The organism is Mesorhizobium sp. B4-1-4 (assembly GCF_006439395.2).
In the GTDB taxonomy this organism is placed as follows: domain Bacteria; phylum Pseudomonadota; class Alphaproteobacteria; order Rhizobiales; family Rhizobiaceae; genus Mesorhizobium.
Map to the genome: position 1 here is coordinate 815,073 of NZ_CP083950.1, position 23,894 is coordinate 838,966.

General features: G+C 62.6%; 26 protein-coding genes and 1 pseudogene. 16 read left to right on the plus strand and 11 right to left on the minus strand.

Translation table 11 applies throughout. The features are described from left to right. Positions 1 to 34 precede the first annotated feature (34 nt). From ctaD to rnhA, 11 genes and pseudogenes are all read left to right on the plus strand, one after another. Positions 35 to 1,687 (plus strand): cytochrome c oxidase subunit I, encoded by a 1,653-nt coding sequence (gene ctaD, locus FJW03_RS03730; protein ID WP_140761418.1) that lies wholly within the window; start codon positions 35 to 37, stop codon positions 1,685 to 1,687. Between the two features lie 70 nt (positions 1,688 to 1,757). Next, complete coding sequence (locus FJW03_RS03735) at positions 1,758 to 2,702, plus strand: heme o synthase (protein WP_140761414.1); 945 nt, start codon at positions 1,758 to 1,760, stop codon at positions 2,700 to 2,702. A 2-nt stretch (positions 2,703 to 2,704) separates the two neighbouring features. Then, a complete protein-coding gene (locus tag FJW03_RS03740) occupies positions 2,705 to 2,866 on the plus strand; it encodes a hypothetical protein (RefSeq protein WP_140761411.1) in 162 nt (53 codons plus the stop codon). Further along, positions 2,866 to 3,498: a cytochrome c oxidase assembly protein gene (locus FJW03_RS03745; RefSeq protein ID WP_140761408.1), complete on the plus strand. Its 633-nt coding sequence runs from the start codon at positions 2,866 to 2,868 to the stop codon at positions 3,496 to 3,498. Before FJW03_RS03740 ends, FJW03_RS03745 begins: the two co-directional genes overlap by 1 nt. Position 3,499: 1 nt before the next feature. Continuing rightward, positions 3,500 to 4,381, plus strand: coding sequence for a cytochrome c oxidase subunit 3 (locus FJW03_RS03750; RefSeq protein ID WP_140761406.1), 882 nt, complete (start codon positions 3,500 to 3,502; stop codon positions 4,379 to 4,381). Between the two features lie 74 nt (positions 4,382 to 4,455). Beyond that, a pseudogene (locus FJW03_RS03755) lies at positions 4,456 to 4,584 on the plus strand (L,D-transpeptidase family protein); the annotation flags it as partial. 2 nt (positions 4,585 to 4,586) lie between these two features. Beyond that, positions 4,587 to 4,973 carry a DUF983 domain-containing protein gene (locus FJW03_RS03760; RefSeq protein WP_140761403.1) on the plus strand — a complete coding sequence of 129 codons (387 nt, stop codon included), beginning with the start codon at positions 4,587 to 4,589 and terminating at the stop codon, positions 4,971 to 4,973. After that, on the plus strand, positions 4,970 to 5,725 hold the full coding sequence (locus tag FJW03_RS03765) for an SURF1 family protein (RefSeq protein ID WP_181173168.1): 756 nt from the start codon (positions 4,970 to 4,972) through the stop codon (positions 5,723 to 5,725). Before FJW03_RS03760 ends, FJW03_RS03765 begins: the two co-directional genes overlap by 4 nt. An 87-nt stretch (positions 5,726 to 5,812) precedes the next feature. Next, positions 5,813 to 6,823 carry a 4-hydroxy-3-methylbut-2-enyl diphosphate reductase gene (gene ispH, locus FJW03_RS03770; protein ID WP_140693393.1) on the plus strand — a complete coding sequence of 337 codons (1,011 nt, stop codon included), beginning with the start codon at positions 5,813 to 5,815 and terminating at the stop codon, positions 6,821 to 6,823. Between the two features lie 5 nt (positions 6,824 to 6,828). Beyond that, complete coding sequence (locus tag FJW03_RS03775; RefSeq protein WP_140761400.1) at positions 6,829 to 7,791, plus strand: homoserine kinase; 963 nt, start codon at positions 6,829 to 6,831, stop codon at positions 7,789 to 7,791. Next, positions 7,788 to 8,321: a ribonuclease HI gene (rnhA, locus tag FJW03_RS03780; RefSeq protein WP_140693398.1), complete on the plus strand. Its 534-nt coding sequence runs from the start codon at positions 7,788 to 7,790 to the stop codon at positions 8,319 to 8,321. Before FJW03_RS03775 ends, rnhA begins: the two co-directional genes overlap by 4 nt. 164 nt (positions 8,322 to 8,485) lie before the next feature. Here the strand turns inward: rnhA and FJW03_RS03785 are convergent, their stop codons facing one another. From FJW03_RS03785 to FJW03_RS03795, 3 genes are all read right to left on the minus strand, one after another. Continuing rightward, a complete protein-coding gene (locus tag FJW03_RS03785; RefSeq protein WP_140610071.1) occupies positions 8,486 to 8,962 on the minus strand; it encodes a DUF2938 domain-containing protein in 477 nt (158 codons plus the stop codon). A 94-nt stretch (positions 8,963 to 9,056) separates the two neighbouring features. Next, positions 9,057 to 9,539: a peroxiredoxin gene (locus tag FJW03_RS03790; protein ID WP_140761397.1), complete on the minus strand. Its 483-nt coding sequence runs from the start codon at positions 9,537 to 9,539 to the stop codon at positions 9,057 to 9,059. A gap of 73 nt (positions 9,540 to 9,612) precedes the next feature. Then, the gene (locus tag FJW03_RS03795) at positions 9,613 to 10,419 is read right to left on the minus strand and encodes a protein-disulfide reductase DsbD domain-containing protein (protein ID WP_140761394.1); all 807 of its coding nucleotides are present in this window, start codon (positions 10,417 to 10,419) and stop codon (positions 9,613 to 9,615) included. A gap of 172 nt (positions 10,420 to 10,591) precedes the next feature. On the opposite strand from FJW03_RS03795, the gene FJW03_RS03800 reads away from it, so the two are divergent. Then, the gene (locus FJW03_RS03800; RefSeq protein WP_140610068.1) at positions 10,592 to 11,200 is read left to right on the plus strand and encodes a YqgE/AlgH family protein; all 609 of its coding nucleotides are present in this window, start codon (positions 10,592 to 10,594) and stop codon (positions 11,198 to 11,200) included. Positions 11,201 to 11,208: 8 nt separating this feature from the next. Here FJW03_RS03800 and FJW03_RS03805 read toward each other — a convergent pair whose 3' ends face one another. Genes FJW03_RS03805 through thrC form a run of 4 tightly spaced genes read right to left on the minus strand, consistent with a single transcriptional unit; the run spans position 11,209 to position 17,417 of the window. Continuing rightward, positions 11,209 to 14,097 carry an EAL domain-containing protein gene (locus FJW03_RS03805; RefSeq protein WP_140610067.1) on the minus strand — a complete coding sequence of 963 codons (2,889 nt, stop codon included), beginning with the start codon at positions 14,095 to 14,097 and terminating at the stop codon, positions 11,209 to 11,211. A gap of 3 nt (positions 14,098 to 14,100) precedes the next feature. Beyond that, the gene (locus FJW03_RS03810; protein ID WP_140761391.1) at positions 14,101 to 14,697 is read right to left on the minus strand and encodes a GNAT family N-acetyltransferase; all 597 of its coding nucleotides are present in this window, start codon (positions 14,695 to 14,697) and stop codon (positions 14,101 to 14,103) included. Positions 14,698 to 14,712: 15 nt separating this feature from the next. Continuing rightward, positions 14,713 to 16,005 carry a M16 family metallopeptidase gene (locus tag FJW03_RS03815; RefSeq protein ID WP_140761389.1) on the minus strand — a complete coding sequence of 431 codons (1,293 nt, stop codon included), beginning with the start codon at positions 16,003 to 16,005 and terminating at the stop codon, positions 14,713 to 14,715. A 14-nt stretch (positions 16,006 to 16,019) separates the two neighbouring features. Next, positions 16,020 to 17,417: a threonine synthase gene (gene thrC / locus FJW03_RS03820; protein WP_140761386.1), complete on the minus strand. Its 1,398-nt coding sequence runs from the start codon at positions 17,415 to 17,417 to the stop codon at positions 16,020 to 16,022. 128 nt (positions 17,418 to 17,545) lie between these two features. Between thrC and FJW03_RS03825 the strand changes: the two genes are divergently transcribed. Beyond that, on the plus strand, positions 17,546 to 18,274 hold the full coding sequence (locus FJW03_RS03825) for a hypothetical protein (RefSeq protein WP_140610063.1): 729 nt from the start codon (positions 17,546 to 17,548) through the stop codon (positions 18,272 to 18,274). 7 nt (positions 18,275 to 18,281) lie between these two features. Here the strand turns inward: FJW03_RS03825 and FJW03_RS03830 are convergent, their stop codons facing one another. Further along, entirely contained in the window at positions 18,282 to 18,971 is a 690-nt protein-coding gene (locus tag FJW03_RS03830) for an HAD family hydrolase (protein ID WP_140610062.1), read from the minus strand. A 177-nt stretch (positions 18,972 to 19,148) separates the two neighbouring features. On the opposite strand from FJW03_RS03830, the gene FJW03_RS03835 reads away from it, so the two are divergent. After that, the gene (locus FJW03_RS03835) at positions 19,149 to 20,282 is read left to right on the plus strand and encodes a site-specific DNA-methyltransferase (protein WP_140761383.1); all 1,134 of its coding nucleotides are present in this window, start codon (positions 19,149 to 19,151) and stop codon (positions 20,280 to 20,282) included. 8 nt (positions 20,283 to 20,290) lie between these two features. Here FJW03_RS03835 and FJW03_RS03840 read toward each other — a convergent pair whose 3' ends face one another. The 3 genes from FJW03_RS03840 to mutY are packed head-to-tail and all read right to left on the minus strand — an operon-like array spanning position 20,291 to position 22,429. After that, positions 20,291 to 20,674: a hypothetical protein gene (locus FJW03_RS03840; RefSeq protein WP_140761380.1), complete on the minus strand. Its 384-nt coding sequence runs from the start codon at positions 20,672 to 20,674 to the stop codon at positions 20,291 to 20,293. 11 nt (positions 20,675 to 20,685) lie between these two features. Beyond that, complete coding sequence (locus FJW03_RS03845) at positions 20,686 to 21,297, minus strand: HAD family hydrolase (RefSeq protein ID WP_140761376.1); 612 nt, start codon at positions 21,295 to 21,297, stop codon at positions 20,686 to 20,688. After that, positions 21,290 to 22,429 carry an A/G-specific adenine glycosylase gene (gene mutY, locus FJW03_RS03850; protein ID WP_140761373.1) on the minus strand — a complete coding sequence of 380 codons (1,140 nt, stop codon included), beginning with the start codon at positions 22,427 to 22,429 and terminating at the stop codon, positions 21,290 to 21,292. Before mutY ends, FJW03_RS03845 begins: the two co-directional genes overlap by 8 nt. Before the next feature lie 54 nt (positions 22,430 to 22,483). Between mutY and FJW03_RS03855 the strand changes: the two genes are divergently transcribed. Together FJW03_RS03855 and FJW03_RS03860 are read left to right on the plus strand one after the other, a co-directional pair. Then, positions 22,484 to 22,984: a DUF721 domain-containing protein gene (locus tag FJW03_RS03855; protein WP_140761369.1), complete on the plus strand. Its 501-nt coding sequence runs from the start codon at positions 22,484 to 22,486 to the stop codon at positions 22,982 to 22,984. Between the two features lie 164 nt (positions 22,985 to 23,148). Further along, positions 23,149 to 23,892 (plus strand): DsbA family protein, encoded by a 744-nt coding sequence (locus FJW03_RS03860; RefSeq protein WP_140693427.1) that lies wholly within the window; start codon positions 23,149 to 23,151, stop codon positions 23,890 to 23,892. Positions 23,893 to 23,894: the final 2 nt, after the last annotated feature.

Genomic DNA, 23,894 nt, shown 5'->3' on the forward strand with positions numbered 1-23,894 from the left:
CGCGGCCAGGAAAGATCAGGGAACGGAGCGGAACATGGCAGACGCTGCAGCTCACGACGGGCACGACCACAAGCCTTATCACGGTTGGGTGCGCTGGGTTTATTCGACCAACCACAAGGACATTGGTACGCTCTACCTGATCTTCGCGATCATAGCCGGCATCATCGGTGGCGCACTGTCGGTTGCTATCCGCATGGAACTGCAGGAGCCGGGCATCCAGATCTTCAGCGGTCTTGCGCAGATGGTCTACGGCATGAACGGTGATGCGGCGATCGATGGCGGCAAGAGCATGTACAATGCCTTTGCCACCGCGCATGCGCTGATCATGATCTTCTTCATGGTCATGCCGGCGCTGATCGGCGGTTTCGCCAACTGGATGGTGCCGATCATGATCGGTGCTCCCGACATGGCGTTCCCGCGCATGAACAACATCTCTTTCTGGCTGCTGCCGCCTGCCTTCATCCTGCTGCTCACCTCGATGTTCATGCCGAGCGCGCCGGGCGCCTACGGCGTCGGCGGCGGCTGGACGCTCTATCCGCCGCTTTCGACCTCGGGCCAGCCTGGACCGGCGATGGATCTGGCGATCCTGTCGATCCACATCGCCGGCGCGTCCTCGATTCTCGGTGCCATCAACTTCATCACCACCATCTTCAATATGCGCGCTCCCGGCATGACGTTGCACAAGATGCCGCTGTTTGCGTGGTCGGTGCTGGTCACTGCCTTCCTGCTCCTGCTGTCCCTGCCGGTTCTGGCCGGCGGCATCACCATGCTGCTCACCGACCGCAATTTCGGCACCACCTTCTTCGCTCCCGATGGTGGGGGCGATCCGATCCTGTTCCAGCACCTGTTCTGGTTCTTCGGTCATCCGGAAGTGTACATCCTGATCCTGCCGGGCTTCGGCATCATCAGCCATATCGTGTCGACCTTCTCGAGAAAGCCGGTGTTCGGTTATCTCGGCATGGCTTACGCCATGGTCGCGATCGGCGCCGTCGGCTTCATCGTCTGGGCGCACCACATGTACACGACCGGTCTGTCGCTCGACACGCAGCGCTACTTCGTCTTCGCCACCATGGTCATCGCGGTGCCGACGGGCGTGAAGATCTTCTCCTGGATCGCGACGATGTGGGGTGGGTCGATCTCGTTCAAGCCGCCGATGCTGTGGGCGCTGGGCTTCATCTTCCTGTTCACCATCGGTGGCGTCACCGGCGTGCAGCTGGCCAATGCCGGCCTCGACCGCTCGCTGCATGACACCTATTTCGTCATCGCCCACTTCCACTATGTGCTGTCGCTGGGCGCGGTGTTCGCCATCTTCGCCGGCTGGTATTACTGGTTCCCGAAGATGACCGGCTATATGTACTCGCCTGTCATCGCCAACACCCATTTCTGGGTGATGTTCGTGGGCGTGAACCTGGTCTTCTTCCCGCAACACTTCCTTGGCCTGGCCGGCATGCCGCGCCGCACCATCGACTATCCGGACGCGTTTGCGGGCTGGAACATGGTGTCGTCCTACGGTTCGTACATTTCGGCCGTCGGTGTCGCGATCTTCCTCTATGGCGTGTTCGAAGCCTTCCAGAAGAAGCGGATCGCCGGTGCCAACCCATGGGGTGAGGGTGCCACCACGCTCGAATGGCAGCTGCCTTCGCCGCCGCCGTTCCACCAGTGGGAGCAGCTGCCGAAGATCAAGTAAAGCGGCAGCCCCGGAATCGAAACCGCCGGTTCGCCGGCGGTTTTGGCCAAACGGATGGAATTGAGTACGCATGGCCCTAGTCGACGAAACCAGCATTGACGAAGCAGGCTTCCGCATGTCGGAAGCCACGGCGGGCGATTTCTTCGCCCTGCTGAAGCCGCGCGTCATGTCGCTGGTGGTGTTCACCGCCTTTGTCGGGTTGGTCGCGGCGCCCGTGACCATCAACCCGCTGCTTGCGGTGATCGCCATCCTGTCGATCGCCATCGGCGCAGGCGCGTCCGGCGCGCTCAACATGTGGTACGACGCCGACATCGACGCGGTGATGACCAGGACGGCCAGCCGTCCGGTGCCGTCCGGCCGCATCCAGCCGCATGAGGCGCTGAGCTTCGGCCTGGTGCTGTCGGTGCTCTCTGTGATGACGCTCGGCGTGCTGGTCAACTGGCTGTCGGCGGCGCTGCTGGCCTTCACCATCTTCTTCTATGCCGTCGTCTACACAATGTGGCTGAAGCGCTGGACGCCGCAGAATATCGTCATCGGCGGCGCGGCCGGTGCGATCCCGCCGGTCATCGGCTGGGCCGCCGTGACCGGGTCGGTCAGCCTCGAAAGCATCATCCTGTTCCTGATCATCTTCCTGTGGACGCCGCCGCATTTCTGGGCGCTCGCGCTGTTCAAGTCCGAGGACTATGGGCGCGCCGGCATCCCGATGATGCCGAACGTCGCCGGTCATGCGTCGACCCGTCGTCAGATTTTCGCCTACGCAGTGGTGCTGGCCCCGGTCGGCGTGCTGCCCTGGCTGCTCGGCTATACAACACCGATCTATGGCGTGGCCGCGCTGCTGCTGGGCGCAGGCTTTGTCTGGTATGCCTGGAAAGTGCTTGGCATGCCCGACAGCGATCGCGCGATGAAGCCGGCCAAGGCGTTGTTCGCCTACTCGCTGCTCTATCTCTTCGCCATTTTCGCCGTCTATCTCGCCGACAGCGTCATCGGGCGTCTACTCGCGGCTGGTGGAGCATGAGCATGGCCGAAGACAAGCTCGAAACGGTCACCTTGACCGAGAGTCAGAAAAAGGCTCAGCGCAGCCGTTCCATCGCCATCGGCGTGGCGCTCGCGGCGCTGGTCATCATTTTCTACATCGCGACGATCGTGAAGTTCGGTCACAATTTGTCGGGCACGATGTGATGAGCATCGAGTTGCCCAAAAAGACGGCCGGGAAAAACAGCAACCGCATTGTCGCGGCTGTCTGCCTCGCCTTCTTCACCGGCATGATCGGCATGGCCTATGCGGCCGTGCCCCTCTACAAGATGTTCTGCCAGGCGACCGGTTATGGCGGCACGACGCAACGGGTCGAGAAACAGTATGCCGGCCGTGTACTCGACCGCGAGATCACAGTCCGCTTCGACGCCAATATTGCCGGCGTGCCTTGGGAGTTCCAGCCGGTCCAGCGCTCAATGACGATGAAGATCGGCGAGACGGTCCAGGCGCATTATCAAGCGACCAACAAGTTCGATCGCCCCGTCACCGGCCGCGCCACCTTCAACGTGCAGCCGGAACTGGCGGGCCCCTATTTCAACAAGGTCGAGTGCTTCTGCTTCACCGATACGTCACTGAAGCCAGGCGAGACGCTTGACATGCCGGTCGTGTTCTACGTGGACCCTGATATCGTGAATGTGCCGGAACTGAAGGACATTAAGACGATCACTCTGTCCTACACGATGTTCCCGGTCGAGAAGAACAAGCCGGTCGCCTCCTCGGAGCCGGTCAAGGGAAATAGCAAGACAATTTCAAATACCGAAGGAAATCTCGGGGGTTGATATGGCAGACGCGCACGCAAAACCAAACCACGACTACCATCTCGTCGACCCGAGCCCGTGGCCTTTCCTGGGATCTGTTGGGGCGCTGGTCACCGCTTTCGGCGGTGTCTGCCTCATGGAGTACCTGAAGGGCGGCTCCTTCCCGATCTTCGGCGCCAACATCGCCAATCCCTGGCTGTTCTTCATCGGCATCGTGATAGTGCTCTACACCATGTTCGCCTGGTGGTCGGACACGATCAAGGAAGCGCATGAGGGACATCACACGCGGGTCGTGTCGCTGCACCTGCGCTATGGCATGATCATGTTCATCGCCTCGGAGGTGATGTTCTTCGTCGCCTGGTTCTGGGCCTATTTCGATGCCAGCCTTTTTGCCGGTGAGGCGCAGAACTACGCGCGCCACACCTTCACCGGTGGCGTCTGGCCGCCGAAGGGCATGGAAGTTCTCGATCCCTTCCATCTGCCGCTCTACAACACCGTCATCCTGCTCCTGTCGGGCACAACGGTCACCTGGGCGCACCATTCGCTGCTTCACGGCGACCGCAAGGGGTTGATCAACGGCCTGGTTCTGACCGTCGCTCTCGGCATGCTCTTCACCATGGTGCAGGCCTATGAGTACATGCACGCTCCGTTCGGCTTCAAGGATTCCATCTACGGCGCCACCTTCTTCATGGCGACCGGCTTCCATGGGTTCCATGTCATCATCGGCACCATTTTCCTGCTGGTCTGCCTGATCCGGGCAATGAGGGGCGACTTCACCCCCAAGCAGCATTTCGGCTTCGAAGCGGCCGCCTGGTACTGGCACTTCGTCGACGTGGTCTGGCTGTTCCTGTTCGCCTCGATCTACGTCTGGGGATCGGTCGGCGCGGTGATCGAAGGCCACTGATCTAGGCCTGAGGATTTAGATTTCGGGAAGGCGGACGCGGCGACGTGGCCGCCTTCTCCTTTTCGGCGCAATGTTTCGGCTGGTGGGAGTGGCTGCTTCAATTGGTCGACTGGACCGACGGCTGCATTGCCGTTAGGGATTCCGACATGGACGAAATCTGGGCGATGGTGGCCGATGGGACACCAATCGAGATCGAGAAGTAACCATGGGTGACGATAAGGCGATCTGGCCTCCGATCGATCCGATTTCGGCCGGCCTGCACGGCCGCTGTCCCCGCTGCGGCGAAGGGCGGCTGTTTTCGGGCTTTCTCACCGTCGCCAAAAGGTGCGCCAATTGCGGCCTCGACTATTCCTATGCTGACGCCGGCGACGGACCCGCGGTCTTCGTCATCCTGATCATCGGCTTCATCATCGTCGGCCTGGCGCTTTGGGTCGAAGTGACACTGAGCCCGCCGCTCTGGCTGCACCTGCTTGTCTGGATCCCGCTGGCCTTGGTGCTGTGCCTGACCGCCCTCCGGTTGATCAAGGGCGTCCTGCTCACCCTGCAATATGCCAACAAGGCGGCAGAAGGCCGGTTGGACCGCGGCGAATGAGCGAGGCATCCGTCAAAGTCGGTGGCCGTTCGCGGCCGCGATCGGCATTGCTGCTCGGCCTTGGCCTTGCGCTGCTGCTCATCCTGCTGGCGCTCGGCACCTGGCAGGTGCAGCGCCTGCACTGGAAGGAAGGCCTTCTGCAGACCATTGACCAGCGCACCCGCTCCGCGCCGCTGCCGCTGGCCGATGTCGAGAAGGAATTCGCCTCGACCGGCGACGTCGACTACACGCCGGTGACGGTTTCCGGCACTTTCCTGCATTCCGGCGAACGGCATTTCTACTCGACCTGGGAAGGCGACGCCGGCTTCAACGTCTACACGCCGCTCGCCCTGGACGATGGCCGCTTCGTCCTGGTCAACCGCGGCTTCATACCCTACGACCTCAAGGAGGCTGCCAAGCGCGTCCAGGGGCAGGTGACGGGCAAGGTTACGGTCACCGGGCTCGCCCGCAATCCGCTGCCGGGAAAGCCCTCGATGATGCTTCCCGACAATGACGTGGCGAAGAACATTTTTTACTGGAAGGATCGGGACGTGATGGCGGCGAGCGCCGGTCTGCCGGCCGGGTTCAAGCTGGTGCCGATCTTCATCGATGCCGACAAGACGCCGAATCCCGGCGGCCTGCCGATCGGCGGCGTTACCATCATCGATCTGCCGAACAGCCATCTGCAATATGCTGTCACCTGGTATGGGCTTGCTGCCGCGCTCGCCGTCGTGCTCGTCCTGCGGCTTCGCCGACCCGCGAAAGAGGACTGAACGCGAGCGACGCCCCTTTCTGCCGATGCTCTTGACAGGGCAGGGGTAGGCACCTCATTTCGGCGCTGACGAACCGGTCAGGATTTTATGCTTCAGACAATCGCCAAACCTCCTCTGACGATCCGGCTCTGCCAGCCGCGCGGTTTCTGCGCCGGCGTTGACCGCGCCATCCAGATTGTCGTGCTGGCGCTGAAGAAATATGGCGCGCCGGTCTATGTCCGCCACGAGATCGTGCACAACCGCTATGTCGTCGAGGGGCTGCAGAGCCTTGGCGCCGTCTTCATCGAGGAGCTTTCCGAGATCCCGGCCGAACACCGGCAGTCGCCGGTCGTCTTCTCCGCGCATGGCGTGCCGAAATCGGTGCCGGCGGATGCCCAGGCGCGCAATCTGTTCTATCTCGACGCCACCTGTCCGCTGGTCTCGAAAGTGCACAAGCAGGCGATGCGTCATCAGCGGCTTGGCCGCCACGTGCTGTTGATCGGCCATGCCGGACATCCCGAGGTGATCGGCACCATGGGACAGTTGCCGGAGGGCGCGGTAACGCTGATCGAGACCGAGGCCGATGCCGCCGGGCTTGAGCCCGCCGATCCGCACGCGCTCGGCTTCGTCACCCAGACCACCCTGTCGGTCGAGGACACCGCCGGCATCATCCGCGCCCTGCAGGACCGTTTTCCAGACCTGCAGGCGCCGGCGGCGGAATCGATCTGCTATGCCACCACCAACCGCCAGGAGGCGGTGAAGGAAACAGCGGCCGGCGCCGATCTCTATCTGATCGTCGGCGCCCCCAATTCCTCCAATTCGCGTCGCCTTGTCGAAGTGGCGGAGCGTGCCGGCGCTTCGATGTCGCTTCTCGTGCAGCGCGCCGCCGAAATTCCGTGGAATGACATCGGCAACATTTCGACGCTCGGCCTGTCGGCAGGGGCATCGGCGCCGGAGATCATCGTCGACGAGATCATCGACGCGTTCCGCCAGCGTTTCGATGTCACCATCGATCTGGCCATCACGGCCACAGAAACAGAGGATTTTCCGGTCATGCGGGTATTGCGCGATGTCGAACTGACGCCGGCTGACATGGCCTTCGTCAACGGAGCCGCGTAAGGCACATGGCGGTCTATACCGACGTTGCGGAGGGCGAACTCGGCGCTTTCCTGAAGCACTACCCGGTCGGCGATCTCCTGTCCTACAAGGGCATCGCAGAGGGCACGGAAAACTCGAACTTCCTGCTGCACACCTCCAGCGGTTCCTACATCCTGACGCTCTACGAGAAACGCGTCGAGAAGGCGGATCTGCCGTTCTTCCTAGGGCTGATGGGCCATCTTGCCAAGAAGGGCGTGTCCTGTCCGCTGCCGGTGACCGCGCATGACGGCAGCGTCATCGGCACGCTGGCCGGCCGTCCGGCCGTCATCATCACGTTCCTGGAAGGGCTTTCGCTGCGCCGGCCGATGGCAACGCACTGCGCCGAAGTCGGCAAGGCGCTGGCCGCCCTGCACCTTGCCGGTGCTGATTTTCCGATGACCCGCCCCAACGCTCTTGCCATAGACGGCTGGCGCAAGCTTTGGGACGCGTCCCGCGACCGGGCCGACGAAGTCGAGCCGGGACTGGCGGCCGAGGTGGATGCCGACTTCGCCGATTTCGAGCGCAACTGGCCGAAAGACCTCCCTAAGGGCATCATCCATGCCGATCTTTTCCCCGACAATGTCTTCTTCCTCGGCGAAAAGCTCTCCGGCCTGATCGACTTCTATTTCGCTTGCGACGACCTCTACGCCTATGACGTCGCCACCTGCCTCAACGCCTGGTGCTTCGAGAAGGACTTTTCCTTCAATCTCACCAAGGGTAAGGCACTGCTCGAGAGCTACCAGAGCGTGCGGCCCCTGAGCGCCGAGGAGAAGGCGGCGCTGCCGATGCTGGCGCGCGGTTCGGCGCTGCGCTTCATGCTGACCCGCCTCTATGACTGGCTGACCGTTCCCGACGGCGGGCTGGTGATGAAGCGCGATCCGACGGAATATATCCGTAGGATGCGGTTCCATCGGGCGATCAAATCTCCTTCGGAATATGGATTGGCATGAGCAAACAGGTTGAGATCTTCACTGACGGCGCCTGCTCGGGCAACCCGGGCCCTGGCGGCTGGGGCGCCATCCTGCGCTTCAACGGCACCACCAAGGAGCTCTCCGGCGGCGAGGCCGAGACGACCAACAACCGCATGGAATTGCTGGCGGCCATCTCTGCCCTGAACGCTCTCAAGGAGCCTTGCACCGTCGAGCTTCATACCGACAGCAAATATGTCATGGACGGCATCTCCAAGTGGATCCATGGCTGGAAGAAGAACGGCTGGAGGACCGCCGACAAGAAGCCGGTCAAGAACGGCGAGTTGTGGCAGGCGCTGGACGAAGCCAACAGACGCCATAAGGTCACCTGGAACTGGGTCAGGGGCCATGCCGGCCACGCCGAGAACGAGCGCGCCGACGAATTGGCAAGGGAAGGCATGGCGCCGTTCAAGAAGGGCTCCTTCAAGCCAGCGGTTTCAGCGCCAAAGCCGGATGTCCAGGCAAAACAGCCGCCGACGACGAAGGCACGTCGCTCGACGCAGAGTTACTGAGTTCCAGCCTTGCCGACCCTTGCTGCTTGCGCTGAGCGGCAAGCAGATAAGCCGCGACAGGGATCAGCCGCCTGGCGGCGGCAACCACTTCGCCTTCGATATCGCCACGCCTCGCGTTCTCCACGGATGGTGGCCGATCGACAGGTTGGAGCAGTTCTAGGTCCTCAGCGGATCAGCAGCGCGGTGCCCCAAAGTCCAAGAGCGAACACCGTGTGCGAGACCAGGTTGAGCGCCCGGATCTGCATCGGGTTGGGCCGCTTCGATGCTGCCCATCCGGCGCCCATGCCGGGCGCCAGCAGGAACCAGCCGGCGCCGACGGTGACGATGCCAAGAATGAAGGCTGGCAGAAAGGTCGGCGCGGTAAGCCAGCCTGCTCCAGCCACGACGACCAGGATGATGCCGTAGACAATGCCGACGAAGTAATGAAAGGCCCAGCCCAGCGCCACTTCATGTGCATAGGGCGCCGCATCGCCGATATCGTCGTGAAAGACCTTGTCGCCGAGGTGCCGGACCCAGCGGCCAACCGGTCCCCAGTTCGGCCGTGGCTGGCCAAATGCCTTGTGGAGGAAGAGCGCCCAGATATCCATCAGCACGGTGGCGCCGATGCCGATCGCGATGGCGCGCCAGAAGATGTCAAGCATCGTTGGGATCCCCGAAAGCCGGCAGTTCTGGAGCGCAAGTGGTTGTCGGGCGAGCAGCGGCCATTGCGGTCTCGCCCGATGCGACCGTTGAAGCTCAGAGCTGTCCGAGAATATGAGCGGCGCCGGATTCGTCGACGCCCGGCTTGGTCTCGACATTGAGCGCGGTGACCTTGCCGTCGTCGATGATCATTGAAAACCGCTTCGAGCGCAGCCCCATGCCGCCCGCCGAAAGGTCATTGTCGAGGCCGACCGCCTTGGCGAAATCGCCATTGCCGTCGGCGAGGAACAGGATCTTGCCCTCACCGCCGGTGAAGCGCGCCCAGGCGCCCATGACATGGACGTCGTTGACCGAAACGACGGCGATGGTGTCGACGCCACGCGCCAGGATGGCGTCATGGTTTTCGAGATAGCCGGGCACATGGTTGTTGCTGCAGGTCGGCGTGAAGGCACCGGGAACGCCGAACAGAACCACCTTTTTCCCCGGGAAAATCTCGGCCGACGTGATCGCCTTGGCGCCGTCGGTGGTCATCGTCTTGAAGGTCGCTTCGGGCAGCATGTCGCCGACGGAAATGGTCATGAGTTCCTCGCTTGGGGATGGGAAGGGATGCGTGCTTGCGTAGCGAACTCAGCGGCTTCCTGCAACCGCAGCATCAAGGGAAAGGTAGCAGTCCTTCGACGGCCCCCGCGGAACTCGTCAGCGTATAGTGCAGGCCGCCATCCGTCGGCGTCGTCGACGGGCGGTCGAGGATCGGAACGGTGAAGATCAGCTTGCCGTCCTTTTCCCGGCGGGAAGGAGCGCCGAACATGTAATTCCGCTCGCCGGCGACGAAGAAATCCGCCGCCGCGGGGTCACCGGGAAAGCTCGCCTCGACAACCAGCGTCTCGTGATCGCCCGGCAGCACATTGATGCCGAACTCAGGCTTTGCCGGCGCCGGCAAAGCCGCGAAACTCGCCTTCACCAATGCCGCGTCGTCCGCATTGTCCGGATCGGAAGCCGGGTCGACGGTCAGCTTTGTCTGCACCGGGATACAGATCGTTTCACAAATGCCGAGAAAAATGTCGGCGTCGATGACGGCCGGTTGGCTCGGCGTCGCCAGCGTGAATGTGACAGGCAGTGAGACCGGATAGTTGTAGCCGGCCCATTTGCCATAACCGTCGTCGTGGCGTTGGGGTGCCGGAAACGCAAGTGTGGCATCGGCAATGTTGGTGCTGGCCGAGATATCGAGCTGCGGTGGCACGCCGGCGTCGCCCGGGTCGCGCCAGTATGTCTTCCAGCCGGGCTTGAGCGCTATGTCGAGAACGCCCTGGATACGGCCGGCATCGTCCGGCTTGCCGCTCGTCACCAGCCGCACCTTGCCGCCCTCGCTGTTGTACCAGGCGGACGAGGAGGCGGAGGCGGGGACGACGGTCGCCGAACCGATGGCGGCGCCGAGCAGCAGGATTTTCAAGCTTTGCATGGCAATGATTTGATCGTCCGTTCGTGGCCGCGCAATGATTTCATGGCCCTGCCGATATCATATTTGCGTGACCTTCGCGGGCAAGCAACTGCTGGCTTGGCAACATGAGCTTTGGTCGAATCCGGCGCTGCGCATCTTTTCGGCGCCCGGGAAACACGTTACCCTCCTTGTCATGGATTTGTTACGCCACAAGAAGACAACCGCTGGCCGCGGTTTTCTCGATGATCAATTCCTGATTGCCATGCCCGGCATGAAGGACGATCGTTTCACGCGCTCTGTCATCTACATCTGCGCGCACAGCGATGAAGGCGCGATGGGCCTGATCATCAACCAGACCCAGCAGATGCTGTTCCCGGACCTTCTGGTGCAACTCGGCATCATGAACGAGCAGGAGGCGATCCGCCTGCCGGCGCAAGCGCGCGATTTCGTCGTCCGCAATGGCGGCCCTGTCGATCGCAGCCGGGGCTTCGTGCTGCATTCCGGCGACTATCGCGTGGAATCGTCGCTGACCGTTTCCGACGACATCTGCCTGACCGCGACGGTCGACATATTGCGCGCCATCTCGTCCGGCCGCGGGCCCCGTCACGCGCTGATGGCGCTGGGTTATTCGGGCTGGGGCGCCGGCCAGCTGGAAACCGAGATCGCCGAGAATGGCTGGCTGACCTGCCCGGCCAGTCCCGAGCTGCTGTTCGACGCCGACATCGAGCGCAAATACGATCGGATACTCGCCTCGATCGGCATCGATCTCGCCCATCTCAGCCTCGCTGCCGGACACGCCTGAGCTTCTTCTCACGCCTGCGTCAACGGATACTGCTCTTTCAGCGTCCTCAGCACCTGGTCGCCGGGCATCGGCGCGCCGAACATGAAGCTCTGCACATATTCGCAGCCCATCTGGCGCAGTTCCAGCGCATCGCGCTCGTCGGCGATACCCTCGGCAACCACCGAAAGACCGAGCTCATGCGCCATGTTGACCATGGACTTGAGCAGCACGGCGCGCTTGGGCGTGTTGTCGTCGACAAAACTCTTGTCGATCTTGATCGTATCGAAAGGGAAACGCGTGAGGTAGGCGAGCGAGGAATAGCCGGTGCCGAAATCGTCCAGCGACAGGCCGATGCCGAGCTGCTTCAGCTTGGTCAGCACGTGGGCGGTCTGCTCGGGATTGTCCATTACCAGGGATTCGGTGAGCTCGAGCCGGAAGCAGCGCGGCTTCAGATTGGCCCGCGCGATGACGGAGCGGACATCGCTGACCAGGTCGCGGCGGATGAGCTGGCGGCTGGACAGGTTGACCGAAACCGACAGCGGCGCATCGCCGATCTGCTTTTGCCATCCCGCCAGATCCTCGGCCGCCTGCTGCATGGCGAACAGCCCAAGCTGCACGATCAGCCCGCAGCTTTCGGCGACCGGAATGAAATCGGCAGGCGGGATCATGCCGCGGCGCGGATGATCCCAGCGCAGCAACGCTTCGAAACCGGCAACGCTGCCGTCTTCCAGGCGCACGATCGGCTGGTAGGCAAGCGTGAACTCGCGCCGTTCGATGGCGCGCCTTAAATCGGATTCAAACTGCAGCCGGTCGGTGCCGACGGTGCGGAAAGCCGGGCGGAACGGCTCGATCCTGTCGCCGCCGAAGCGCTTGGCCTGGTGCATGGCAAGCTCGGCGTCCTTGACCATGTCCTCGGCCGAGCTCTGGGCCGATGTCCAGGTGATCAGGCCGATCGAGGCAGTCAGCACGATCTCGCGCTTGGCAAAGGTGATCGGGTTGTTGATCGCATGCTTGATGGCATCCGCCACGCCGGCGATGCGGGCAGGGTCCTGTTCGGACAGCAGCATCAGCGCGAACTGGTCGCCGGCGAAGCGCGACAGCGAATCCTTCGGCTTCAGCAGCCGGTGCAACCGGCGTGCTATGGTGAGCAGGATGGTGTCGCCGGCCGAGATGCCGAGCCCGTCATTGACCTGCTTGAAGCGGTCGATATCGATGACGAACACGGTCGGACGCACCTTCTCTTCGGTGCGGGCGATCGAGATGATCGCCTCCAGCCGGTTCATGAACAATTCACGATTCGGCAGGCCGGTCAGATTGTCGTGCACGGCGTCGTGCAGCAGCCGCTCCTCGGACTTCTTCTGCTCGGTGACATCGACCATGGTGCCGACGCAGCGGATGACCTCGCCGTCCGACCCGATCACCGGGCGCGCCCGCAAGGCGAACCAGTGATAGTGCCCGTCGGCGCCGCGCAGGCGGAAATTCTGTGCCACCCGGCCACGGCGGTGCTCCAGCACCACGTCGAGCGTCGTGCGGAACGTGTCGCGGTCATCGGCATGCAGCACCGGCAGCCAGTTGCGCGCCGCACCTCCCAGGCTGTTGGGCGCCAGCCCGAGCTGGATGCTAACATCAGGTTTGGTGACGACGCGATCGCGCAGCACGTCCCAATCCCACACTGTGTCGCCTGATCCCGCGACCGCCAGCGCCTGGCGTTCGAGGTCGGAGAACAGCCCTTGGTGCAGCGCGCCGCCGGCAAAGGCGTGCTGCATGACGGTGAAGCCAATCAACAGGATGATGAGGATCAAGCCACCGCCGAGCGCCGGCTGGGCGATGTCATTGTCGAGCATGCCGGTGATCGCCATCCAAGACCCGCATAGCCACAACAGCACCATGACCCAACTGGGCACCAGCATGATGGCGCGGTCATAGCCGCGTATGCCGAGGAAGATGATCAGGCCGAGCCCGGTCAGCGCGGTGGCCGCGAAGGACAATCTGGCGATACCGGCGGCTACCGCCGGGTCGACAATGGCGACGCCGGCGATCAGCAGCAGCCCCAGTATCCAGACCAGCGCGCCATAGCTGAAGTGGCCGTGCCATCGGTTGAGATTGAGATAGGCGAACAGGAACACCACGAAAGTGCCCGCCAGCGCCACCTCCGTTCCCGCTCGCCACATCTGCTCATTGCCAGGCGAGATTTCGATGATCTTGTTGAGGAAACCGAAATCGACGCAGATATAGGCAAGCACTGCCCAGGCGAGCGCCGCCGTCGCCGGGAACATCGAGGTGCCCTTGACCACGAACAGGATAGTCAGGAACAGCGCCAGAAGGCCGGCGATGCCGATGACGATGCCGCGAAACAGCGTGTAGGAATTGACCGAGTCCTTGTAGGATTCCGGGTCCCAGAGATAGACTTGGGGCAGCTTCGGCGAGGCGAGTTCGGCGATGAAGGTGATCACCGTGCCGGGATTCAGCGTCACCCGGAACACGTCGGCGTCGGGGCTGGTCTGGCGGTCTAGCGCGAAGCCTTCGCTGGGCGTGATGGCGGCGATGCGTGTTGAGCCGAGATCAGGCCAGAAGATGCCGGAATTCACCAGCCGGAAATGCGGAGCGACGATCAGCCGGTCAAGCTGCTGGTCGGTGGTGTTGGCGAGCGCGAAGACCGCCCAGTCGCCGGTCGAACGGGCATCGTTGGCCTCGACCTCGATGCGCCGCACGATGCCATCCGGCCCGGGCGCGGTCGACACCTGGAAGTTCTCACCCTGGTTGCGGTAGATCTCGACAGCGCCTGAGAGGTCGAGCGCGACATCGTCGCGGGCAATCTTGATCGGTTCGACGGCAAAGGCCGACGAAGCCGCGCACAGCGTCAGGATTGCCGCGAGGACAAAGGCGAAGAGCGGCCCGTTTCGCAGGAAATTCGTCAAAAATCAGTCCTTCGTTCCAGCGCCCGGCGGATCGTCGGTGATCCGGGCGTAGAGGTAGTGGTCCTGCCAGGTGCCATTGATCCTGAGATAGGATCGCAGAAGTCCTTCGCGCCGGAATCCGGCTTTTTCAAGCACGCGGATCGACCTGATATTGTCGGGAATACAGGCGGCTTCGATCCGGTGCAACCTCAGCGTATCGAAGGCGAAGCGGGCCACCACCTTGACCGCGTCGGTCATCAGGCCGCGGCCGCCGAAACGCTCGCCGATCCAGTAGCCGACATGGCCGCTTTGCGAGACGCCATGGCGTATGTTGCCGAGCGTGATGCCGCCCGCCAGCTTGCCGCTCGACTTCTCGAAGATGAAGAAGGCGATCGCGGTGCCCTGCGCATAGTCTTCGCGGTAGCGGCTGATGCGCAGGCGCCACGCCGTACGGTCGAGCTCGTCAGGCGTCCAGCGTGGCTCCCACGGCTCCAGGAAGGTACGGCTTTCGCCGCGCAGCGTCGACCATTCACGGTAGTCATTGGTGAATGGCACGCGCAATGTGACGAGATTGCCCTTCAGTGCCGGCAGGTCACGGCGAAAGAAAGGGAGCGCGAACACGGCGCTTGTGCGGACTTAGACGGCGAGCCTGCGGGCCGTGGTCTGCGTGCCAGGAAGCGAATCGAGGATCGCCTCGTATGGTGCCAGCGTACCCACGGGCCCGACAGCGGTAAGCGTCGGCTTGGTCGAGAACATGCGCGCCGACAGGTCGGTCAACCTTTCGACCGTCAGTGCAGACAGCCGCTCCATCAGTTCTTCCTTGGCGATCGGGCGGCCGAACAAAAGCAGTTGGCGCGCGATCTGCGAGGCGCGGCTGGCCGGGCTTTCGGCGGACATGATCAGTCCGGCGCGATATTGCGCGCGCGCCCGGTCGAGTTCTTCCTGCAGGATGCTTTCGCCGGCCTTCTGCAGTTCATCGATGACGACAGGCACGAGTTCGGCGATGTCGCTCTGGCCTGTCGCGGCATGGACGCCGAAAATGCCTGTGTCGGAAAAGCCCCAGTGGAAGGCATAGACGGAGTAACACAGGCCGCGCTTCTCGCGAACCTCCTGGAACAGGCGCGATGACATGCCGCCGCCGAGGATCATCGACAGCACCTGCGAGGCGTAGAAGTCGCGCACATGATAGGCGCGGCCCTCGAAGCCCAGCACGATCTGTGCGTCCATCAGGTCGCGGTCCTCGCGGAAGTCGCCGCCGACATACTGCGCGTATTGCGGGATGGTGCTGTCGGCCTTGCTGCGGAAGCCGCCGAGCTGCTTTTCGACCTCGCGCACGAATTTGTCGTGCTTGATGTCGCCGGCAGCCACGATCACCATCCGCTCGGCGCCATATTGGCGCTCGATGAAATCGTGCAACTGCTTGGAGGTGAAGGATTTCACCGTTTCCGGCGTGCCCAGGATCGACCGGCCGATGGTCTGGTGGCGAAAGGCCGTCTCGGTGAAACGGTCGAAGACGATATCGTCGGGCGTATCGTGTGCGGCGCCGATCTCCTGCAGGATGACATGCTGCTCGCGTTCGAGCTCCTGCGGGTCGAATTCGGATTCCTGCAGGATGTCGGCAAGGATGTCGACGGCCAGCGGCACATCGTCGGACAGCACCCTTGCGTAGTAGGAGGTGGTCTCGACGCTGGTGGCGGCGTTGATCTCACCGCCGACGTCCTCGATTTCCGAGGCGATTTCGAAGGCGCTTCGCCGTTTTGTCCCCTTGAACGCCATGTGCTCGAGCAGATGGGCCATGCCATGCTCTTCGTCACGCTCATTGCGGGCGCCGGACTTGACCCAGGCACCAAGGGCAACCGATTCGATACTTGGAAGGGTTTCGGTGGCGACTGTCAGGCCGTTCGACAGACGGCTTACCTCAACACCCATATGGCTCTTACTCCCTAACGCGCCGCTCGCGCACGGCGGCCGACGTAATCTTCCACCATTTTCAAGTCGGATGGAAGTACCGTGTATTTTTCCTCAAATGTCATCAATCCGCCAAGCCAAGCGGGCAGGGCGGGCGAGACCCCGCTGGCGGCCTCGACGGCGGCAGGGAACTTTGCCGGGTGAGCGGTGCCCAGCACCACCATTGGCGTGGCACCTGCAGCCTTGCCCGACGCCACATGCACCGCTGCCGCCGTGTGCGGATCAAGCAGATAGTCGCTGCCCGCCAGCGTCGAGCGGATAGTGGCGGCGACCTCGTCCATTTCAGCGCGGCCGGCGTCGAATTCGGACCGCATCCTGGCGATTTCCGCCGCTTCGATGGTGAAGGCGCCCGATTGCTTGAGGCCTGCCATATAGCGCCGCACGGTCGCCGCGTCGCGGTTGGAGGCCTCGAACAACAGGCGTTCGAAATTCGACGATACCTGGATGTCCATCGACGGCGAGGTGGTGGCGAAGACGCCTTTGGTGCGGTATTCGCCGGTCGCGAAGGTGCGGGCGAGTATGTCGTTGTCGTTGGTGGCGATGACCAGCCGTTCGATCGGCAGGCCCATCTTCTTGGCGGCGTAGCCGGCGAAGATGTCGCCGAAATTGCCGGTCGGCACCGTGAACGATATCGGCCTATCCGGTGCGCCGAGAGACAGCGCCGAGGAGAAATAATAGACGATCTGGGCCATGATGCGCGCCCAGTTGATCGAATTGACCCCCGAAAGCGCCACCCGATCCCGGAAGGGGTGATCGTTGAACATGTCCTTGAGCAGGCCCTGGCAATCGTCGAAATTGCCCTCGATTGCCAGCGCGTGGACGTTTTCAGCCTTGGACGTCGTCATCTGCCGCTGCTGCACGGGCGAAACCCGGCCATGCGGGAAAAGGATGAAGATGTCAGTGCGGCTGCGTCCGGCAAAGGCGTCGATTGCCGCGCCGCCGGTATCGCCCGAAGTGGCGCCGACGATGGTGGCATGCCGGCCGCGTTCGGCAAGCATGTGGTCCATCAGCCGGGCGAGCAGCTGCATCGCCACGTCCTTGAACGCCAGCGTCGGTCCATGGAAGAGTTCGAGGACAAACGTGTTGGGCCCGGTCTGGACCAACGGACAGACAGCCTCGTGGCGGAAGGTGGCGTAGGCTTCGCGGACCAGGCGTTCGAAGACCGGCGCCGGGATGTCGCCGCCAAGGAAGGGCGACAGCACGCGGATGGCGAGGTCTGGATAGGCAAGGCCGCGCATGGCGCGGATCTCGGATGGCGAAAACTGGGGCCACTCGCGCGGTACGTAAAGCCCGCCATCGCGCGCCAGTCCCGCCAGCACCGCGTCAGAAAATCCAAGCGCGGGCGCTTCCCCGCGGGTACTCACATATTGCATGTCACAGATCCGTTGCCGCTTGGCTTTTCCGTTCACCACAAGGTGGTTAATTTCTGTGCTGGCTCAGTCGCATTTTTGCCGCGCGGTTGATATACGTCACCAGCTTTGCGAGAGGGAAGAGCAGTTTCATGGCGTTTCATACATTCGGCGGTCGCTTTGTGGCGGGTCTTGCGTTCACCGGCTTTATGCTCGCCGCCGCCGGTTGCCAATCAAGCGACAACGGCATCCTGAACCTTGGCTTCGGCAAGAAGGATCCGACAGCGCCACCGCCGCCGCAGGATCCCAAAATCCTGACCAGCCAATTGAACGCCTATTGCCCGAAGGTCACGCTGCGTGACGGAACGGCCTTCTTCAACACCTACGTCAAGGATGTGCAGAAGCCCAAGCCGAGGCTCAAGAAGACCGGTGATGCCGCGCAGGATGCCGCGGCCCAAGCCGCGGCTGACGCAGCAGCCGCCACACCGCCCGACGATTCGGCGAGGATCATTTACCAGGCGTCGATCAGCGACGTGACCCGCGATTGCAGCCGTGCCGACGGGCAACTGACTATGAAGATCGCGGTCGCCGGCAAGGTCGTTCCAGGACCGAAATTCGCGCCCGGCACCATCACCATGCCGATCCGCACCGCCGTGATGCACGGCACCGACGTGCTTTATTCGCAGATTCATCAGTATCAGGTCCAGGTGACCGATCCCTCGGTCGCCACCCAGTTCGTCTTTACCGATTCCAATATCGTGGTGCCCGCACCGACGGCGCCGGACTATCAGGCCTATGCCGGCTACGACGAAACCGCGCCGAAGGCGACGACGGACAAGCCGAAGAAGACCCACAGGAAGAAGGCCGCGGCGATAAACTAGACGTTGCTCAAGCGTCGGCCGACCATTCCGACAGCGCCGCGATCACGCTTTTCAGTTCCGCCCAGCGGCGGATGACCGTCTCGGCGCCGGCCTCCGTCAGCGCGTCGGCATGGCCGGGATAGGTGTGGCTGGCGCCGGTGAAGCCGATCACCCGCATGCCGGCCGTCCTGGCACCGGTGACGCCGTGCACGGAGTCCTCGATGACGAAGGTGTTGGCCGGCTTGGCGTTGAGTTTTTCAGCGGCGAACAGGAACACGTCCGGAGCCGGCTTGGTTTTGCCGGTGGGCGTTTCCAGCGCCGAGAAGATACGGCCGGCGAAAAACGGCAGCAGATGCACTTTCTCCAGCATGAAATCGATCCGCTCCGAGCGGGAGTTGGAGCAGATGCAGCGTTGCGCCGTGACGGAGGCGACCGCTTCGCGCACGCCTTCAATGGCACGCACGTCGCTGCGCAGTTTCCTGTCGACCAGGTCCTCTGCACGATCGATCAGCGACACCTGGAACGGGATCTTGGACTTCTCCTCTATCCGGATAAGGATGTCCTTGAACGTCAGGCCCGCATAGGTCTCGGCAATCTCTTCCGCCGAGATTTCGTATCCGGCCAGGGTTATCAGCTCAGCCTCGACCCGTGCGGCGATGATTTCGGAATCGACGAGAACGCCGTCGCAATCGAAGATGACAAGGTCTGGCTGGGGCATGGTGATCCGGAACAAGGAGGAGGAGGAATGGCCGCTCAGGGCTCAAGCGGCGCGGCATACACCAATGGGCCGGCCTTCGCAAACCTGACCGGCCATCCGGCGGGCCTTCACCGAATATTTACGCTGATCGGTAACCATAACGGGGAGTAAACAGTAACACGTGCCTTGGGTGTAAAAATGTCTGCCGTGCGTCTTCTCGACGAGCTTTCCCATGCTCCCCAGCAGTCCGAATGGCTGGACACGATCCTCAAGGGCGACTGCGTCGCAGCGCTCGACCGGCTGCCGGAAAAATCCGTCGATGTCATTTTCGCCGATCCGCCCTACAATCTGCAGCTCGACGGCGACCTGCACCGGCCCGACCAATCCAAGGTCGACGCGGTCGACGACGCCTGGGACCAGTTCGAGAGCTTCGAGGCCTACGACGCGTTCACCCGCGCCTGGCTGTTGGCCGCGCGCCGCGTGCTGAAGCCCAACGGCACCATCTGGGTCATCGGCTCCTATCACAACATTTTCCGGGTCGGCGCCAAGATGCAGGATCTGGGCTTCTGGATCCTCAACGACGTGGTCTGGCGCAAGACCAACCCGATGCCGAATTTCCGTGGCCGCCGCTTCCAGAACGCGCATGAGACCATGATCTGGGCCTCGCGCGACCAGAAGGGCAAGGGCTATACCTTCAACTACGAGGCGCTGAAGGCATCCAACGACGATGTCCAGATGCGCTCCGACTGGCTGTTCCCGATCTGCACCGGCGGCGAGCGCCTGAAGAACGACAATGGCGACAAGCTGCATCCGACGCAGAAGCCGGAAGCGCTGCTCGCCCGCGTCATGATGGCCTCGACCAAACCCGGCGACATCGTGCTCGATCCCTTCTTCGGCTCCGGCACGACAGGTGCCGTGGCCAAGCGCCTCGGCCGTCATTTCGTCGGCATCGAGCGCGAGCAGGCCTATATCGATGCCGCCAACGAACGCATCGACGCGGTGCGGCCGCTGGAGGGAGCCGATCTCACGGTTCTCAGCGGCAAGCGCGCCGAGCCGCGCGTGGCCTTCGTGAGCCTGATCGACACCGGGCTGATGACGCCAGGCGTAACACTCTACGATGCCAAGAAGCGCTGGGCGGCAAAGGTGCGCGCCGACGGCACGGTGGCGATCGGCGACAGCGCCGGCTCGATACACAAGATCGGCGCCGAAGTGCAGGGCCTGGATGCCTGCAACGGCTGGACCTTCTGGCACTACGAGCGCAGCGGCGGTCTCACCCCGATCGACGAACTGCGCCGCATCGCCCGTCTTGGCATGGAGCGGGCAGGGGGCTGATTGCTCGATCAGGCCTTGTCTTCCTCAAGGATGATTTCGGTGATCTCGCCTTTGGCCATCAGCGATAGCTGGTTGGCGAAGCGGGACAGGCGCGCATAGTCGGTTCGCAGCCGAACGCGCGCAAAATCACGATCATCGATGTCTTCAGCGACCTCGATCCTTACGAACAAGTGGCCGACGCCATCTGCCGGAAAGACCGAAATGTTAATCAAGCCGGGTGACTTCAGTGCCAGGTCTGAGCGCTGGATCGGATATGCCTGCAGCGATGCGATGAATTCGCCGACTTCGTTGGTCGGAAAATATGCGTCGCCATGTCCGTGGAAGTGGCCGCGCTCGATATTGGCGTCGAGTGTCGACCACTCCGAATTAAACCTCAAAACAAGCCTGCCCATATCGGACGAGGTTAGGTCACGACGCCGAGGCGTTCAAGATCTGCTTGAAGCGTCTTGGCATCGGTGAACAGCACGGCTTGCCAGCCGGCGGCCCTGGCACCGTCGACATTCTTCTGGCTGTCGTCGATGAACAGCGTCGCGGACGGTTCGAGGCCGAACGCAGCCACGTGATGGTCGTAAATGTCACGATCCGGCTTGATCTTGCCGATCTCGCCGGAGATGGTCACACCACGTGGACGATCGAGGAAGTCGAAGCGTTTGCGGGCTTCGGCCAAGGTATCGGCGGCGAAGTTGGTCAGCATGGTCACATCATGGCCGCGCTCGATCAGGCCGAGCATGATGGCGACGCTGTCGTCATAAGCATGCGGCACCATGTCGTGCCAATGCCTTCGAAAATTGCGAATGTTTTCCGCGTGATCGGGATGCTCGGCGATCAGCAGCGCCTCGGCTTCTTCCCAGGTCCGGCCGCGATCCTGCTCGATGTTCCAGTCATGCGTGCAGACATTGTCGAAGAACCATTTCCGCTCCGTCTCGTCGGGAATCAGCCGGCTGAACGGAATGCTGGGATCGTAATGGAGCAACACTTTGCCGATGTCGAAAACGATGTGGCGGACTTCAGTCATGGGGCCTCGTTGCACTCAATGGTGACGGCTTTTTCGTCGCGCCGGGTATCGCAGCTTCGATTGCCTTTTTCATGACAGTCGGCAGGGCCTCGCCGGAAATCTCTCGGCCAGGCGACCAGAAATGCCCTTCCGGGGCATCACCTTTGATGTGGGCATGAAAGACGTCGAGTTCGAGAGCGAAATGGGTGAAGACATGTGTAATTGTTCCGGCCCGCCGCCATTCGCCGGGAAAGGGCGCCGCCGCCGGCGTGGTGGCTCCATCCAGCCGTGCCGTCCAGGCGGTGGTCGGCACCTCGGTCATGCCGCCGAGCAAACCTTTCTCCGGCCGTTTGCGCAGGAGAATGGCGCCGTCCTCGCGCACGGCGACGAAAGCGGCGCCGCGCCGCAACGGCTTGTCTGCCTTCGGCAGGCGAACCGGGAAATGTTCAGGGTCGCCCGACAGGATCGCGGTGCAATCCTCGCGCAGTGGGCACAGCATGCAGCGCGGCCGGCGCGGCGTGCAGATCGTGGCGCCGAGATCCATCATCGCCTGGGCGAAGTCGCCCGGCCTTGCTGGCGGCACCATCCGCTCGACATGGGCGCGTATCTCGGCCTTGGCCTCGCTGAGCGGCATTGTGATCGAAAACAGCCGGGAGATGACACGCTCGATATTGCCGTCCACGACAGCCGCGGGGCGGTCGAAGGCGATTGCCGTGATGGCCGCCGAGGTGTAGGCGCCGATGCCGGGCAGGTCTCTCAAAGCGGCCTCGGTGTTGGGAAACCGGCCGCCACGCGCCGCCACCAGATCGGCGCAGGCCTTGAGGTTGCGCGCGCGGGAATAGTAGCCGAGCCCCGCCCAGGCTTTCATCACGTCCTCGGCTGGCGCGGCGGCCAACGCCTCGACATCAGGCCATTTCTCGACAAAGGCGCGGAAATAGGATTTCACCGCCTCGACGGTGGTCTGCTGCAGCATGACTTCGGACAGCCAGATGCGGTAGGGGTCGGGCCGCACGCCTCGGGCATGGTCGCGCGGCGAAACCCGCCAGGGCAGCTCGCGATGATGCACGTCGTACCAGGCGAGCAGGCGCGACGCGGTATCGCCTGGCGTTGCCCCATCGGTCTGGGCCTTGCGGGTCTGGTCTGCTGGTGCCATTGATCTTGTGTTGGCCTGGCCGATATCGGGTGAGGTCGTGGCTGGAGAACGCACATGGCAGGGAAAAGGCCCTTCGGCAATCCCGTTCCGGTGAGCGATCTTGCCACCGAGATCCTCGATCCGGTGCTGCGCAAGCGGGCAGGCATCTCGATTGGTCTCGTCCAGTCCTGGGAAGAGATCGCCGGCCCGCGCCTTGCCAGCCGCTCGCGGCCCGAGAAAATCCAGTGGCCGCGCCGCCTGCATGAAGATGATCCCTTCGAGCCGGCCGTGCTGGTCATCGCCTGCGAGGGCATGGCGGCGCTCCACCTGCAGCATGAGACGGGTGAGATCATCAACAGGGTCAACGCTTTTCTCGGCTTCAATGCCATTGGCCGCATCAGGATCGTGCAGAAGCCTGTAATATCAGGCAAAGTCCGGTCAAAGCCTGCCCTCAGGCCGCTGACCGAGGCCGAAAAAATGAAACTGTCCGATACTGTCGGGCTGATTGAAGATGACGGGCTGCGCGCCTCCCTGGAAAGGCTGGGTGCGACAATTCTTGCCGGGAGGAAAGTCTAGTTCCCACTGGAAAGAGTCACAGGTTTGTCGTTAATCTCGCGCATTCGTGATCACCCTTGTCAGGTTTCGCGATTGGATTGGGGACAGGGATGCCTTAATTCGCGCCAACTCTCGCTTTTTCGTGCTTTTGCATTGCAAAATCCAACCCTTGTCAGGTGATTCGTATGAGCCGTTCCTCGTTTGGCCCAAGCTTGTCTCGCAGAAACGTCCTGTCTTCGCTGGCCGCCATTCCGGCGGTCGCCCTGCTCGCCGCCTGCAGCGACTCCGGCGAACAAGCCAAGGCCGCGGATGTAAAGCCCGCCGATCCGGCCACTCCCGCGAAGCCTGCCACGCCGGCGGCGGTTCAGGTGCCGGAAGCACAGGGCACCGTCGACATGGCCGAATTGCTGAAGCCAGGCGCACTGCCCGACAAGCAGCTTGGCAAGGACGATGCGAAGGTCACCATCGTCGAATACGCTTCGATGACCTGCCCGCATTGCGCGCATTTCGCCGAAACGACCTTCCCGGAGCTGAAGACGAAGTATATCGACACCGGCAAGGCCCGCTATATCCTGCGCGAATTCCCCTTCGATCCGAGCGCGGAAGCCGGTTTCATGCTGGCGCGCTGCGCCAAGGACAACTATTTCCCGATGGTCGACGTGCTGTTCAAGCAGCAGGCCAACTGGGTTGGCGTGTCGAACACAAAGGATGCGCTGCTGCAAATCTCGAAGCTTGCCGGTTTTACACAGGAGTCCTTCGAGGCCTGCTTGACGGACCAGAAACTTCTGGACGATGTGAGATCGGTCCAGAAGCGTGGCGCCAATGAATTCAAGGTCGACTCGACACCGACCTTCTTCATCAACGGTAAGACCTACAAGGGGGCGATGTCGATTGAGGAAATGTCGGCCATCATCGACCCTCTGCTCTGACA

Coding starts and splice junctions, on each gene's coding strand:
- FJW03_RS03775 (WP_140761400.1), top strand. CDS start 6,829: ATGGCGGTCTATACCGACGTTGCGGAGGGCGAACTCGGCGCTTTCCTG.
- thrC (WP_140761386.1), bottom strand. CDS start 17,417: ATGCAATATGTGAGTACCCGCGGGGAAGCGCCCGCGCTTGGATTTTCT.
- FJW03_RS03835 (WP_140761383.1), top strand. CDS start 19,149: ATGTCTGCCGTGCGTCTTCTCGACGAGCTTTCCCATGCTCCCCAGCAG.
- FJW03_RS03840 (WP_140761380.1), bottom strand. CDS start 20,674: ATGGGCAGGCTTGTTTTGAGGTTTAATTCGGAGTGGTCGACACTCGAC.
- FJW03_RS03830 (WP_140610062.1), bottom strand. CDS start 18,971: ATGCCCCAGCCAGACCTTGTCATCTTCGATTGCGACGGCGTTCTCGTC.
- FJW03_RS03765 (WP_181173168.1), top strand. CDS start 4,970: ATGAGCGAGGCATCCGTCAAAGTCGGTGGCCGTTCGCGGCCGCGATCG.
- FJW03_RS03815 (WP_140761389.1), bottom strand. CDS start 16,005: ATGGGTGTTGAGGTAAGCCGTCTGTCGAACGGCCTGACAGTCGCCACC.
- FJW03_RS03795 (WP_140761394.1), bottom strand. CDS start 10,419: ATGCAAAGCTTGAAAATCCTGCTGCTCGGCGCCGCCATCGGTTCGGCG.
- FJW03_RS03860 (WP_140693427.1), top strand. CDS start 23,149: ATGAGCCGTTCCTCGTTTGGCCCAAGCTTGTCTCGCAGAAACGTCCTG.
- FJW03_RS03740 (WP_140761411.1), top strand. CDS start 2,705: ATGGCCGAAGACAAGCTCGAAACGGTCACCTTGACCGAGAGTCAGAAA.
- FJW03_RS03735 (WP_140761414.1), top strand. CDS start 1,758: ATGGCCCTAGTCGACGAAACCAGCATTGACGAAGCAGGCTTCCGCATG.
- FJW03_RS03845 (WP_140761376.1), bottom strand. CDS start 21,297: ATGACTGAAGTCCGCCACATCGTTTTCGACATCGGCAAAGTGTTGCTC.
- FJW03_RS03760 (WP_140761403.1), top strand. CDS start 4,587: ATGGGTGACGATAAGGCGATCTGGCCTCCGATCGATCCGATTTCGGCC.
- ctaD (WP_140761418.1), top strand. CDS start 35: ATGGCAGACGCTGCAGCTCACGACGGGCACGACCACAAGCCTTATCAC.
- ispH (WP_140693393.1), top strand. CDS start 5,813: ATGCTTCAGACAATCGCCAAACCTCCTCTGACGATCCGGCTCTGCCAG.
- FJW03_RS03855 (WP_140761369.1), top strand. CDS start 22,484: ATGGCAGGGAAAAGGCCCTTCGGCAATCCCGTTCCGGTGAGCGATCTT.
- FJW03_RS03745 (WP_140761408.1), top strand. CDS start 2,866: ATGAGCATCGAGTTGCCCAAAAAGACGGCCGGGAAAAACAGCAACCGC.
- FJW03_RS03750 (WP_140761406.1), top strand. CDS start 3,500: ATGGCAGACGCGCACGCAAAACCAAACCACGACTACCATCTCGTCGAC.
- rnhA (WP_140693398.1), top strand. CDS start 7,788: ATGAGCAAACAGGTTGAGATCTTCACTGACGGCGCCTGCTCGGGCAAC.
- FJW03_RS03790 (WP_140761397.1), bottom strand. CDS start 9,539: ATGACCATTTCCGTCGGCGACATGCTGCCCGAAGCGACCTTCAAGACG.
- FJW03_RS03825 (WP_140610063.1), top strand. CDS start 17,546: ATGGCGTTTCATACATTCGGCGGTCGCTTTGTGGCGGGTCTTGCGTTC.
- FJW03_RS03800 (WP_140610068.1), top strand. CDS start 10,592: ATGGATTTGTTACGCCACAAGAAGACAACCGCTGGCCGCGGTTTTCTC.
- mutY (WP_140761373.1), bottom strand. CDS start 22,429: ATGGCACCAGCAGACCAGACCCGCAAGGCCCAGACCGATGGGGCAACG.
- FJW03_RS03785 (WP_140610071.1), bottom strand. CDS start 8,962: ATGCTTGACATCTTCTGGCGCGCCATCGCGATCGGCATCGGCGCCACC.